Genomic DNA, 13,310 nt, shown 5'->3' on the forward strand with positions numbered 1-13,310 from the left:
GACTTATGGCAAGTTACGAACTTAGCGCATTTGATCGCCGTTTTCAGGCCATCTCTCTGGTTGCCGCCATTGAACAGCAAGGCCCATGCAGTTTAAATGTGGGCTTCTGGATTCGTGATCCCAATCAGTACATCCTGTGGCCCGACATGGTGACGGCTCATCCGCGTCAGGATTTTTTGTGGGAACAGACCTGCTTCGAAATTTTTATTGGGGTTCAGGGTGAAGATTTTTATCGTGAGATTAATCTCTCCCCTTCTCAGGCCTGGCAGGCTTATCAATTTGAAGAATACCGTTATCCTGAAGATATGCCACCGCAGGCTGCGAATGATATTGAGTTGAATCAGCTCAAACGTACGCATTATGGTCTCAATGTCAGTCTGGATCTGACTGATTTTATGGCAACCCATAAACTGAAATGGGAAAACTTGTTCCTGGGTTTATCTGCTGTTCTAAAAACCTCGCAAGGTGATCAGTTCTATGCCATGCAGCATAGTAGCCCTCAGGCAGATTTTCATAATAAACGCGACTGGCTGCACATATTTTAAACAGGTTGATGCCAGATGTTGGGTTAGCCACTAGAATGGGTAACAGGCGAATAAAACGTGAGACTTGAAGTCTCACGTTTTTTGTTTAAAACAATAAAATCATATTGATCGTGTATTTCATTATTATGGAGTTTAGATCATTTCCCGTGTACATGTTTTAATGATGCAGATGATGCTGTTCCTGAATAGATTTCACGGCAGCAAAGAGTATAAAAGCAAAAGTAATGATCATTAGAAGAATGCTCCCAAATACTGGTCCGAGTATTCCAAGACATAACAGGATTACACCCAGATAAAGTATGCGTCTCAATCCGCTTTCCAGATTCAGCAGCATGATCAATATCAGTAAAATAAGTACACCTATAAAATAATGCTGTGGCATCGTGACCCCCTCTAATTGTTATTGTGAGTCCGTTTTGCTGCATAAAGACAAAGGAGAACATATCATTGTTCTCCTTTTTAAATAGCGGCCTTTCAGCGCAGCCTAACTTTTCAGCTCAGGACTTTTGTCCGAGCTTTCCGTCTTTATGACGGGTTTAACTTTTTTCAATACTTCAATGGTACTGTCTTTAGAACGTTTAAACGTACCAGTCAAATGCTCTTTATGCTTGGTCGAAATCTGACTGACATCTTCTTTCAGCTCTTTACCCAGATTGGACAGGTCTTCAATGACCGCGCTGAATTCTGTCTTGATAAAGCTTTTTAATTCAGTTAATTCTTTCTGCGAACCGAAAATCTGCTCTTTTAAAGTATCAATACGCTGCAACACTTCCTGCTTTAATTGACGCAATTGTTCCTGCACAGTATCAGTTAACTGCTTCGCTTCGACCTCAAGCTTTTCTTTACTTTCTTCGATGGTTTCAATTGCCTGATCTTTAGCCTCAACCGCCACTTTTTCAAGCTTTTCGGCAGTTTCACTGACTACGCTTGGGGTAATTTTTTTAGATGTAGTAGATTTCGGGGCTGTAGTCATTTGTATTATTCCTATTGTTATGTTGACTTAAGCTATATTAGTAGATCTGATAAAAATTAAGATTTGATTTGTCTGACAATTATTAATTGCTTACATTTTTTCACATTGTCTACAAAACAGACTTCCATGCAAAAAGCAAGCCATTTATCTCATACTTTCGCTGCAAAGCCATTGGACTTCGAGGGTCATTCTGCGTATAATGCCGTGTTAAGTTCAAGCGAGCAGACATAGGAGGGTTGGTTAAAAAAATAGCCTTCCTTTTTTTTCGTCTTCTCGCTTTTTTACAGCCTAAATTTCAGGAGCTTTGGTTTGAGCACCCCAGCAATTTTAGCCCTAGCCGACGGAACTATCTTTAAAGGTACTTCGATTGGCGCACCGGGTAGTACGACTGGCGAAGTCGTTTTCAACACTGCCATGACTGGCTATCAAGAAATTTTGACTGATCCAAGTTATGCACAGCAACTTGTAACTTTAACTTACCCACATATCGGTAACACGGGTTGCAATGAAGAAGACACAGAATCAGGTCGTATTCATAAAGTATGGGCGAACGGTTTAATTATCCGTGACCTTCCTTTATTACACAGTAACTTCCGTGCTGAACAATCACTAGGTGAATATTTAGTACAGCACAATGTAGTTGCCATTGCTGACATCGACACGCGACGATTAACACGTATCTTACGTGATAAAGGTGCACAAAACGGCTGTATCCTTGCAGGCGAAAACATCACTGAAGAAGAAGCACTAGAAAAAGCACGCGCATTCGGTGGTTTGAATGGTTTAGACCTTGCAAAAGAATGTTGTGATCCTGACGGCTTCGAGTGGACTGAAGGTTCTTGGACACTTGGAAAAGGCTTCTCTCAACCTGAACTTAAATTCCATGTTGTTGCATACGATTACGGTGTCAAAACCAACATCTTACGTATGCTCGCAGACCGCGGTTGTAAATTGACTGTTGTGCCTGCGCAAACTCCTGCTGCTGACGTACTTGCACTGAATCCAGATGGCGTGTTCTTATCGAACGGCCCTGGCGATCCAGCTGCATGTGATTATGCAATTGAAGCTGTAAAAACAATTGTCGAAGATGCTCGCAACGTACCTGTATTTGGTATCTGCCTGGGTCATCAAATTCTTGCGCTTGCAAGCGGTGCTCAGACTGTGAAAATGCCTCACGGTCACCACGGTGCCAACCATCCTGTACAGAACATCGAAACTGGTACAGTGATGATTACTTCACAAAACCATGGCTTTGCAGTGGATGCAGATACACTGCCTGCAAACCTTAAAGCGACGCACAAATCACTGTTCGACCAAACCCTTCAAGGGATTCATCGTACAGACAAGCCTGCGTTCAGCTTCCAGGGTCACCCTGAAGCAAGCCCTGGTCCACATGACTGCGCACCATTGTTCGATCATTTCATCGAACTTATCGAAGCATCTAAGAAGTAATTAAGGAAGCATCATGGCTAAACGTACAGACATTAAAAGCATCTTAATTCTTGGTGCTGGTCCTATTGTGATTGGTCAGGCGTGTGAGTTTGACTATTCAGGCGCGCAAGCGTGTAAAGCTCTTCGTGAAGAAGGCTACCGTGTTATTTTGGTGAACTCGAACCCAGCGACCATTATGACCGACCCTGCAATGGCAGATGCAACGTATATCGAACCGATTACCTGGCAAACTGTTGCAGCGATCATTGAGAAAGAACGTCCAGACGCAGTTCTTCCGACAATGGGTGGTCAAACAGCATTGAACTGTGCCCTTGCCCTTGATGAGCACGGCATTTTAGAAAAATACAATGTTGAATTGATCGGTGCGACCAAAGAAGCAATCGAAAAAGCTGAAGACCGTAAACTGTTTGACCAGGCAATGCGTAAAATCGGTCTTGAATGTCCAAAAGCTGACATTGCCGAGTCAATGGAAGAAGCTTTAGAGATTCAAGCACGCTTCGGCTTCCCTGTAATTATCCGTCCATCATTCACCATGGGTGGTTCAGGCGGCGGTATCGCATACAACAAAGAAGAATTCATTGAAATCTGTGAACGCGGTTTCGATCTTTCTCCGACTAAACAATTATTGATCGATGAATCATTAATTGGTTGGAAAGAGTACGAAATGGAAGTTGTTCGTGACAAAAACGACAACTGTATCATTGTATGTACCATTGAAAACTTTGACCCAATGGGCGTGCACACAGGTGACTCAATCACTGTTGCGCCTGCTCAAACACTGACAGACAAAGAATTCCAGTTACTTCGTAACGCATCTTTAGCGGTTCTCCGTGAAATTGGTGTAGAAACTGGTGGTTCGAACGTTCAGTTCGGTATTAACCCGAAAGATGGCCGTATGGTTGTGATCGAGATGAACCCGCGTGTTTCTCGTTCTTCTGCCCTTGCGTCTAAAGCAACTGGTTTCCCGATTGCAAAAATTGCAGCGAAACTGGCAGTTGGTTACACCCTTGATGAGCTGAAAAACGACATCACTGGCGGCACGACTCCTGCATCATTCGAACCTGCAATCGACTACGTTGTAACCAAGATTCCTCGTTTTAACTTCGAGAAATTCCCACAAGCGGATGCGACTTTAACCACACAGATGAAATCTGTCGGTGAAGTCATGGCGATTGGTCGTAACTTCCAGGAATCTGTACAAAAAGCCCTTCGTGGTCTTGAAGTTGGTGCTTCTGGTTTTGACGAAAAAATTGAAGTGGGTGCTGAAGGCGCGCGCGATAAAATCTTGCAAGAACTTAAAGTACCAGGTCCAGAGCGTATCTGGTATGTGGGCGACGCATTCCGTCACGGCTTTACTTTAGATGAAGTATTCGCTGCAACGAACATTGACCGCTGGTTCTTGATTCAAATCGAAGACATCATCAAAACTGAAAACCAGATCAAAACTTTAGGTTTTGGCGATTTAAACGCGGATAATATCCGTAGCTTTAAACGTAAAGGTTTGTCAGATCTTCGTATTGCGGACTTGATGGGCATTTCACAAAAACAATTCCGTAAACACCGTTGGAACTTGGGTGTAACGCCAGTTTACAAACGCGTGGATACCTGTGCTGCAGAATTCGAATCTGATACAGCATACATGTACTCAACTTACGATGAAGAATGTGAAGCAAATCCATCTACTCGTGACAAGATCATGGTGATTGGTGGCGGTCCTAACCGTATTGGTCAAGGGATCGAGTTCGATTACTGCTGTGTACACGCGGCGCTTGCAATGCGTGAAGACGGTTATGAAACCATTATGGTGAACTGTAACCCTGAAACAGTTTCTACAGATTACGACACATCAGATCGTTTGTACTTCGAACCAATTACGTTGGAAGATGTACTTGAAATTGTACGTATTGAGAAGCCGAAAGGCATTATCGTTCAGTACGGTGGTCAAACACCTTTGAAATTGGCGCGTGCTTTAGAAGAAGCCGGTGCGCCAATTATCGGTACATCTCCTGACGCGATTGACCGTGCAGAAGACCGTGAACGTTTCCAGCAAATGATTCAACGCCTGCAACTTCGTCAACCAAACAACAGCATCGTAAAATCTGCTGAAGAAGGCATGGCTGAAGCATCTAAAGTCGGCTACCCGCTTGTTGTACGTCCGTCTTACGTCCTTGGTGGTCGTGCGATGGAAATCGTATACAACGACGAAGAATTAAAACGCTACTTACGTGATGCGGTTCAAGCATCTAACGAAGCGCCTGTTCTTCTTGACCGCTTCCTGGATGACGCAATCGAAGTTGACGTAGACTGCGTATCTGACGGTAAAGACGTGGTGATCGGTGGTATCATGCAGCACATTGAACAGGCAGGTATTCACTCAGGTGACTCAGCATGTTCTATTCCTCCTTACTCTCTATCTCAAGAAGTACAGGACGAAATGCGTCGTCAAACCGTTGCTATGGCGAAAGAGCTAGGCGTAATCGGTTTGATGAACGTACAGTTTGCAGTGAAAGGCGATGACGTTTACATCCTGGAAGTGAACCCACGTGCATCACGTACTGTACCGTTCGTTTCTAAGTGTATCGGCGAATCTTTAGCGAAAGTTGCTGCACGTTGTATGGCAGGTCAATCTCTTGAATCGCAAGGCTTTACAGCAGAGATTATTCCTGAACACTTCTCTGTAAAAGAAGCAGTGTTCCCATTCAACAAATTCCCTGGTGTTGATCCAATCCTTGGCCCTGAGATGAAATCTACAGGTGAAGTGATGGGTGTGGGTAAAACATTCGGCGAAGCATTCTATAAAGCTGTACTGGGTGCCAATGAGCGTTTACCTGGTCTTCCAACTGAAGGTGAAGTCAAACATGCTTTCATCTCTGTACGTGACTCAGATAAACCACGTGCTGCCGGCATTGCGAAACAATTAATTGACCTAGGCTTCAAGATTCTTGCGACTGATGGTACATTTAAAGTGATTAGCGAAGCTGGTCTGGAATGCGAACGTGTCAATAAAGTAACTGAAGGTCGTCCTAACATTGTGGACCGTATCAAAAACGGCGAAATCCACCTTGTGATTAACACGACTGAAGGCAAAAAGGCACAAGAAGACTCATTCTCGATCCGTCGTTCAGCGCTTCAAGGTAAAGTGTATAACACAACTACATTGAATGGTGCGGACGCTGTATGCCAAGCTTTAGCAATTAAATTGCCAATGGATGTATATCGTTTGCAAGACCTAACTAAAGGTTAATTCGCTTCCAAGAAGTCCCGCTACCTTCTTGGTGGCGGGCTTTTTTTTATTTATAGATTTTATATCTTTCAACTGACTTTTGAGGGACAACATGCAACGTTATCCTATGACACCTGAAGGCAAAATTGCCTTAGAGAAAGAATTACACCAACTGAAAACAGTTGATCGCCCACGTATCACCGCTTCGATTGCGGAAGCTCGTGAACACGGCGACTTAAAAGAAAATGCAGAATACCATGCAGCACGTGAACAGCAAGGTTTCTGTGAAGGCCGTATTCAGGACATCGAAGGCAAACTGGGTGCAGCTCAGGTGATCGATGTCAAAGAACTGGAACAGAATGGTCGTGTGGTTTTTGGTGTAACAGTCACGATTGAAAATCTGGATACTGAAGAACAGAAAACCTACAAAATTGTAGGCGATGACGAAGCAGACTTTAAGATTAACAAGATCTCTGTAAACTCGCCGATTGCACGTGGCCTTTTGGGTAAAGGCGAAGGCGACGATGTGAAAATCAATACACCAAACGGTGAAGTTGAATACGAAATTGTAAAAGTTGAATATATCTAAATATTAGATAGTTAAGCTTGAAAAACCCCTCAATTGAGGGGTTTTTTACCTTTGCACGCTTCCTACACACGAATTAGCGCTGTGCTTCTTTTAAAAACCCTGATGCAAATAAATTAAATGCATGTAAGGCCTCAGGCAGTACCTGCTCAGGATCTTCGCTGGAAGCCACCCAGAGTGCTGCATTCATTGCAGCACCATTTAAAAATACCGCAGCAGCTTCCGGATCAACTGTTTTAATTCGGTCTGCTACCAACAGTTGTTCAACACATTCACGCGTGGACTCCAAACATCTGTTTTGACTTGGCCAATGTGCAGGATCACCCAGTACGGCCGGGCCATCGCGCAGCACAATCCGTTGAAACTCAGCATTTAATGCATGTTCAATATAAGTGCGTCCTTCAAGCATCAATCCTTCCCAAAGATCATCAGGCTGCTCCAGATGTTGCTGGGCAGATGAAGCCATTTCTGAATCAATCTGATCGACCACCGCAGCAAATAAGCCCTTTTTATCACCAAAATGATGATATAGCGCACCACGGGTCAGCCCTGCTTCTGCCGTGAGTTTATCCATTGAAGTCTCTGCATAGCCATATTCCCCAAATGCACGGCGTGCCACTTGAATCAGTTTTTTACGGGTCTCGGCCATTTTTAATTCACGAACAGACATTTCTATTCTCACTTCAGCATTACAAAAATTTTAATTGACATACGCAGCGTATGTCAATTATGTTTACATACGAAGCGTATGTGAAACTGCCAAACGCTTTAAGAAAGGATTTTCATAGTAATTTTTTAAAGAGAATAGCCATGACTAGAACTGCAATATTTCCCCAAGACCGCCATGCCCTATATGAACAGCATGGTTATTCTGCTGCAATCAAATCGCAAGATTTACTCTTTGTTTCAGGTCAGGTCGGTAGCCGTGAAGATGGTTCTCCCGAACCAGATTTTGAAAAACAGGTAGAACGGGCTTTTGAAAATTTAGCTGCAACATTGGCAGCGGCTGGTTGTACTTTTGATGATATTGTCGATGTCACCACTTTTCACACTGATCCTCAACAGCAGTTTGAAAGCATTATGAAAGTTAAAAACCAGATTTTTACCCAAAAGCCTTATCCGAACTGGACGGCTGTGGGCGTGACTTGGCTGGCTGGTTTTGATTTTGAAATTAAAGTCATTGCACGTATCCCTCAAAGCACTTAAGCAAGGTCAGCACGTGCTTTAATATTCGATTCACTGGCTGAATTGAGATTGTTGATTCAGCTTAAAGGGCAATTCGGTATAATGGTGCACTCCTTGTGATTACAGCCTCCTCATGTCTGAAAAGTTAATTAATGCTCCTGTGAATCACTGGTGTGAATTCGAATTCATCTCAAAAACGGTGAAGAACCCCAATATTCACATTAAAGGGAATTACTCTTACTACTCAGCGTATTGGGATCAGGGTTTTGAGCGTTGTGTGGTGCGTTATTTACATGACAAGCCATCTACGCCTGAGAAACCGATTGATCAGCTTTATATCGGAAATTTCGTCTGCTTTGGCGCTGAGTGCGTGATCATGATGGGTGGCAACCAGTTGCACCGCACGGACTGGATTTCAGCGTTTCCTTTCGATACACGTGGCTTTGTGCCTGCGGGTGACACAACAATTGGTGATGGTTGCTGGATTGGCTCGCGTGCCATGATTATGCAAGGCGTAACTCTGGGTGAAGGTGCTGTGGTAGCTACGGGTGCAGTCGTGACCAAGAACGTACCCGCATATGCAGTAGTAGGTGGCGTTCCTGCAAAGATTATCAAATACCGCTTTCCACAGGAAGATATACACAAATTGCTTTCTTTAAAAATCTATGACATTGATGAAAAGCAGTTTTTGAAAATGCGTGAACAATTACAAACAGATGACATTCAGCAACTGGCACTTTATTTAACATAGAGGCAGTAAATTCTGCTCAGTCCGATATCGATAACTAGAAAGTTTTGATGCAGAGTGTGTAAAAATACCGCCAAGGTGTTCAATTATAATTAGAAAAGCCAAGTGCAGGATAGCGTATGCATACACCCAAAGAACTTGCCAGCACTGCAACGCATAAGATAGAAAGCTGGCAAAAACGCTCACCTTTTATCATTCTTATACTCGCCAGCATTGTGGGCGCTGCAACAGGTTTGCTTGGCTCCCTTTTTCATATTTGCATTAATTATACCGTTAGCTACCGTGAACAGTTCTCACAGCATGTTGAGCGTGCCTCACCCTATTTAAGCTTTTTTTTAATTTTCTGCATCACTGCTGCTATGGGTGCGTTTGCCTATTATCTTGTACAAAGGTTTGCTCCCGAAACAGGAGGATCAGGAATTCCCGAAGTCGAAGGAGCACTACTCAATTTACGTCCAGTACGCTGGTGGCGTGTCATTCCTGTTAAATTTTTTGGTGGTTTAGGCGCATTAGGTAGCGGAATGGTCTTAGGACGTGAAGGGCCTACTGTGCAAATAGGTGCCAATCTCGGAAAAATGACTGCTGACCTATGTAAAGTTAAAAATAATGAGTCTCTCCATACTCTCATTGCGACTGGTGCAGGTGCAGGTATTACTGCTGCATTTAATGCACCGCTGAGTGGCATCTTGTTTGTCATTGAAGAGATGAGACCTGAATTTACTTATACCAAGGCATCTATTAAGGCTGTTTTTGTTGGCTGTATTACTTCTTGCATGGTCTATCAGTTTATTATGGGGTCTAATCCCATTTTAGATATGGGGACTTTTTTGGCAGCCCCCTTAAAATCTGTCTGGATTTATATTTTTTTAGGCCTGTTCCTAGGCTTGATTGGTTCTTTATCCAATTCTCTTATTTTAACTTTACGTCGTATTCTGGGTTTATTTTATCAAAAGAAACAATATTTCTTTCCTTTAACGGGTGCTGTGCTTGCAGGTACTTTTGGGGTTTTAAGCGTGCTGAAACCTGAAATGACAGGGGGAGGTTTCGCTATTTTACCCAATCTTGTAGATGGCATGACCATGTTCTATCCGCTTTTGATACTTCTGTGTTTACGCTTTATTGCCACTATTTTATGTTTCGGCTCAGGTGCGCCTGGCGGTATTTTCGCACCAACAATTGCTTTAGGTGCAATTATTGGGGTGATGTTTGGCATGATCGCACAGCCCGTTTTTCCTCAATATGATATTGAATTACTGAACTGTGCAGTGCTGGGGATGGCTGGTCTTTTTGCTGCCACAATTCGCGCTCCACTGACAGGCATCATGGTTGTCATGGAAATGACGGGAAGTTTTATGCTCATTCTACCGCTGATTATTACCTGTCTGGCAGCGACATTTATGGCGCAAACTTTAGGTGCAACGCCTATCTATAGTGCAATTTTAAATAGTACTTTAGCCAGTTCGGAGAATGAACCAGATCAGTCTAAAGAAAAATAAAGTTAACTTTAAAAATAACTAACAATTATCCCTTTTGGGCTGACACTATGTTCAATAAAGCTCTATGATCTAGAGGAAAAGCAGTTTTTAAAAATACGGGAGCAGTTGCAGACGGATGATGTTGATAAATTAGTTCAATATTTTAAAAACTTATGACCTATTAAGAATATATTGCTCATATCTGCCTAAAAAAGCTTGTCGTTGCGGGCAATCACTTAATATCGCTAATTGTATTGCCATATATAACGACCAATTGATTTCCTCAACATCCTCCTCAGAAAATTTTGCTTCCTTAAAGACATCTCCACGTAAATTGTGTAACCGCCTAACCTCTTCGTTAGCAACCTCAGATGCTAATTCCTCTAAAAAATATTTCTTCCTTTTCTCTCCATTGCTTCCTGTCATAGGTAGAGAATTAATTATTGCTTCAAATGCTACCCACATTAATACAAAGCGTTCATGAGGGAACTTTTGCTGAAATGCTTTATCTAAAAGAATTAGTGCATCAATAGGTAATTCACGCAATTCAGAATATTCAATATTTTTATAAAGATTTAGACTTTGCACATCAAATTTTGAAGCATAGCCCAATTCAGAACTCATACCCACTTCTATAAACTTTTCCGTAGAAGCCAATGCAGTAAACATTAATTCTCGTGCGATAGGTACTCCGAATATAACTCTTAGACTATTTATAATATGAAGTGTTTTAGTCTGGTATTCTTGGTTTTTTAATTCACTTTCTAGTCCAACAGTTAGTTTTAAATTATTGCTATTCTTTGGAATAGAAATACCATAATTGGTACTAAAGCACTGACCAGGTTCATCATAATGAGTTCTAAACTTCATTTGCTCAGTCTTATTATTCGGTGGTCTAACAATACTAATATCGACATATTTAAAATTATTCTTAGATAAAAACTCTCTAATTCTATTCAAATCTTTTTGTTGAATCGTCGAACTCCAAATAGATTCCTCAATATAGGAGATACCACCACACCCCCAATCTTCTGCTAACTTTTTACGCGTTTCCAAAATCACTCAAATCCCCACTATATTTAATTTAATTATTAAAATTCATCTGCTTATTTTCCATCCATATTACCATTTTAATTTTCTTGAGGTATAAAAAAACCCACTCAATCGGAGTGGGTTTTTTCAGAATATGGTGGCTATGACGGGACTTGAACCTGTGACCCCCGCATTATGAGTGCGGTGCTCTAACCAACTGAGCTACATAGCCTTAAACTGTGCGCGCATTATGGGATTTTCTATAAATCACGTCAACCCCATATTGTGCTGTTTGATCAAAATTTGTTGAAGTGAGCCGATAAGCCGGGTTCTGTCGTGAACGATCATTCCTCTAGGCGCACAATCACTCATGCGCTCAAGCGACCTACCCGAATCCAGCATGGGCCATGCCTAATGGATTCCTATTTGGTCTTGCTTCCGGTGGGGTTTACCTCGCCATGAACTGTTACCAGCCATGCGGTGCGCTCTTACCGCACCCTTTCACCCTTACCTCCAATTCCGATTGCTCGAAAACATAATGAAGGCGGTCTTCTCTCTGCTGCACTTGCCGTCGGTTTGCACCGCCCAGGCGTTACCTGGCACCTTGCCCTATGAAGCCCGGACTTTCCTCCCCTGCTTCAATCACGGAGATTTCCACAGCAGCGATCGTCTGGCTCACTTCGAGCGGCATAGTACCAAATATCCAGACTAATTGCTTGATGTTTTTTGAGCAGTCAGTTTTTCATACTTGGCTTGCAGCTGTTCCTGCGTTTCAGCATGATTCGGATCTAGTGGAATACAATCCACCGGACAGAACAGCTGGCACTGCGGTTGATCATGATGTCCGACGCACTCCGTACACAGGTCCGGGTTAATTTCATAGATGACTTCACCCATGAAAATCGCCTCATTCGGGCATACAGGTTCACAGACATCACAGTTAATGCATTCATCGGTGATATATAAAGACACGCTACCAACCTTGTTGAAGTTTACGCTCGAAGGCAGCAACCACGTTTGGTGGTACAAACTTGGTTACATCACCTCTTAATCGAGCAATTTCACGCACTAAAGTGGATGAAATAAAAGAATATTGCTCTGAAGGGGTCAAAAACACTGCTTCAAAGTGGGAGTCCAGCTGACGGTTCATATTGGCCAGCTGAAATTCATACTCAAAATCAGACACTGCACGCAAACCACGCAATACAGCAGTCGCCTTTTGCTCACGAAAAAAATTGACGAGTAAACCATCAAAGCCTACAAATTCAACATTGTCCAAATGACTCAATGACTCTTTCGCCAATGCGACACGCTCTTCCAGACTGAATACCGGATTCTTATGATGACCAATGGCAATCGCCACCACTACTTCATCAAACATTCGCGCTGCGCGTGTCACCAAATCAATATGTCCATTGGTAATTGGATCAAAAGTCCCCGGATAAATCACACGAGTTTTAGACATCCATTTGTACTCTGTTTGTTATGTAGAATCTTATTTTAGCAAAAACTTGTTTTTTTGGTGAATAATCCTCATTAATTTAAAAAACTTCACCTTATTTCTAGTTGCGGTACAATAGCAGCACGTTTGGAAGTATCAGATTATGGCGAAAGCATCTATTGTAGTAAAAAAAAATAATGGCGGTACCATTGCACTGAATAAACGTGCCCGCCACGATTATTTTATTGAAGAGAAATTTGAAGCGGGGCTTTCATTAAAAGGCTGGGAAGTCAAATCAATGCGCGCTGGGCGTATGACCATTGTCGAAAGCTATATTACCTTTAAAAATGGTGAAGCTTTCCTGTTTGGTGCTCAGGTTCAACCTTTGTTAAGCGCCTCGACCCATGTAGTGCCTGAAGCAACCCGTACTCGCAAGCTGTTGCTGAACCGTCGTGAAATTGAAAAATTGCAAGGTGCAATTAATCAAAAAGGATATTCCTGCGTACCGTTGGCCTGCTACTGGAAAGGCCCGCATGCCAAGCTGGAAATTGCCCTGGTCAAAGGTAAGCAACTCCATGACAAACGTGCTACTGAAAAAGACCGTGACTGGCAACGTGATAAAGCGCGAATTTTCCATAAATAATGGATTA

At 42.6% G+C, this 13,310-nt stretch carries 14 protein-coding genes, 1 tRNA gene, 1 other RNA gene and 1 pseudogene; 9 read left to right on the forward strand and 8 right to left on the reverse strand.

What is annotated here, in order from left to right; genetic code table 11:
• The first annotated feature begins 5 nt into the window (after window positions 1-5).
• Complete coding sequence (locus tag AY605_RS10370; protein ID WP_064096329.1) at window positions 6-545, forward strand: DOMON-like domain-containing protein; 540 nt, start codon at window positions 6-8, stop codon at window positions 543-545.
• Window positions 546-702: 157 nt separating this feature from the next.
• On the opposite strand, the gene AY605_RS10375 is transcribed toward AY605_RS10370, so the two are convergent.
• Window positions 703-927, reverse strand: a complete 225-nt coding sequence (locus AY605_RS10375) for a hypothetical protein (protein WP_064096330.1) — start codon at window positions 925-927, stop codon at window positions 703-705.
• A 102-nt stretch (window positions 928-1,029) separates the two neighbouring features.
• Window positions 1,030-1,518: a hypothetical protein gene (locus AY605_RS10380; protein ID WP_064096331.1), complete on the reverse strand. Its 489-nt coding sequence runs from the start codon at window positions 1,516-1,518 to the stop codon at window positions 1,030-1,032.
• Between the two features lie 309 nt (window positions 1,519-1,827).
• On the opposite strand from AY605_RS10380, the gene carA reads away from it, so the two are divergent.
• From carA to greA, 3 genes are all read left to right on the forward strand, one after another.
• Window positions 1,828-2,970 carry a glutamine-hydrolyzing carbamoyl-phosphate synthase small subunit gene (gene carA / locus AY605_RS10385; RefSeq protein WP_064096332.1) on the forward strand — a complete coding sequence of 381 codons (1,143 nt, stop codon included), beginning with the start codon at window positions 1,828-1,830 and terminating at the stop codon, window positions 2,968-2,970.
• Window positions 2,971-2,983: 13 nt separating this feature from the next.
• Complete coding sequence (carB, locus tag AY605_RS10390; protein ID WP_064096333.1) at window positions 2,984-6,214, forward strand: carbamoyl-phosphate synthase large subunit; 3,231 nt, start codon at window positions 2,984-2,986, stop codon at window positions 6,212-6,214.
• A 91-nt stretch (window positions 6,215-6,305) separates the two neighbouring features.
• The gene (greA, locus tag AY605_RS10395) at window positions 6,306-6,782 is read left to right on the forward strand and encodes a transcription elongation factor GreA (RefSeq protein ID WP_064096334.1); all 477 of its coding nucleotides are present in this window, start codon (window positions 6,306-6,308) and stop codon (window positions 6,780-6,782) included.
• Between the two features lie 73 nt (window positions 6,783-6,855).
• On the opposite strand, the gene AY605_RS10400 is transcribed toward greA, so the two are convergent.
• A complete protein-coding gene (locus AY605_RS10400; RefSeq protein ID WP_064096335.1) occupies window positions 6,856-7,449 on the reverse strand; it encodes a TetR/AcrR family transcriptional regulator in 594 nt (197 codons plus the stop codon).
• 140 nt (window positions 7,450-7,589) lie between these two features.
• On the opposite strand from AY605_RS10400, the gene AY605_RS10405 reads away from it, so the two are divergent.
• The 4 genes and pseudogenes from AY605_RS10405 to AY605_RS15275 form a co-directional block, all read left to right on the forward strand.
• Window positions 7,590-7,985, forward strand: coding sequence for a RidA family protein (locus tag AY605_RS10405; RefSeq protein WP_064096336.1), 396 nt, complete (start codon window positions 7,590-7,592; stop codon window positions 7,983-7,985).
• 112 nt (window positions 7,986-8,097) lie between these two features.
• Window positions 8,098-8,715 (forward strand): CatB-related O-acetyltransferase, encoded by a 618-nt coding sequence (locus AY605_RS10410; RefSeq protein ID WP_064096337.1) that lies wholly within the window; start codon window positions 8,098-8,100, stop codon window positions 8,713-8,715.
• Between the two features lie 116 nt (window positions 8,716-8,831).
• On the forward strand, window positions 8,832-10,208 hold the full coding sequence (clcA, locus tag AY605_RS10415; RefSeq protein WP_064096338.1) for a H(+)/Cl(-) exchange transporter ClcA: 1,377 nt from the start codon (window positions 8,832-8,834) through the stop codon (window positions 10,206-10,208).
• A 45-nt stretch (window positions 10,209-10,253) separates the two neighbouring features.
• A pseudogene (locus AY605_RS15275) lies at window positions 10,254-10,364 on the forward strand (antibiotic acetyltransferase); the annotation flags it as partial.
• On the opposite strand, the gene AY605_RS10420 reads toward AY605_RS15275, so the two are convergent.
• The 5 genes from AY605_RS10420 to coaD all read right to left on the reverse strand — a co-directional run bounded on the left by AY605_RS10420 (window position 10,359) and on the right by coaD (window position 12,684).
• Entirely contained in the window at window positions 10,359-11,249 is an 891-nt protein-coding gene (locus tag AY605_RS10420; RefSeq protein WP_064096339.1) for a hypothetical protein, read from the reverse strand. The pseudogene AY605_RS15275 and the gene AY605_RS10420 sit on opposite strands and share 6 nt — an antisense overlap.
• A gap of 125 nt (window positions 11,250-11,374) precedes the next feature.
• A tRNA-Met gene (locus AY605_RS10425) sits at window positions 11,375-11,451 on the reverse strand.
• A gap of 72 nt (window positions 11,452-11,523) precedes the next feature.
• Window positions 11,524-11,901, reverse strand: an RNA gene (gene rnpB / locus AY605_RS10430) — RNase P RNA component class A.
• Window positions 11,902-11,927: 26 nt separating this feature from the next.
• On the reverse strand, window positions 11,928-12,191 hold the full coding sequence (locus tag AY605_RS10435) for a YfhL family 4Fe-4S dicluster ferredoxin (protein ID WP_064096340.1): 264 nt from the start codon (window positions 12,189-12,191) through the stop codon (window positions 11,928-11,930).
• A gap of 1 nt (window position 12,192) precedes the next feature.
• Window positions 12,193-12,684, reverse strand: coding sequence for a pantetheine-phosphate adenylyltransferase (gene coaD, locus AY605_RS10440; protein WP_004280585.1), 492 nt, complete (start codon window positions 12,682-12,684; stop codon window positions 12,193-12,195).
• Between the two features lie 139 nt (window positions 12,685-12,823).
• On the opposite strand from coaD, the gene smpB reads away from it, so the two are divergent.
• On the forward strand, window positions 12,824-13,303 hold the full coding sequence (gene smpB, locus AY605_RS10445; protein WP_064096341.1) for an SsrA-binding protein SmpB: 480 nt from the start codon (window positions 12,824-12,826) through the stop codon (window positions 13,301-13,303).
• Window positions 13,304-13,310 lie beyond the last annotated feature (7 nt).

Source organism: Acinetobacter sp. SFD (assembly GCF_001647575.1).
In the GTDB taxonomy this organism is placed as follows: Bacteria; Pseudomonadota; Gammaproteobacteria; order Pseudomonadales; family Moraxellaceae; genus Acinetobacter; species Acinetobacter pecorum.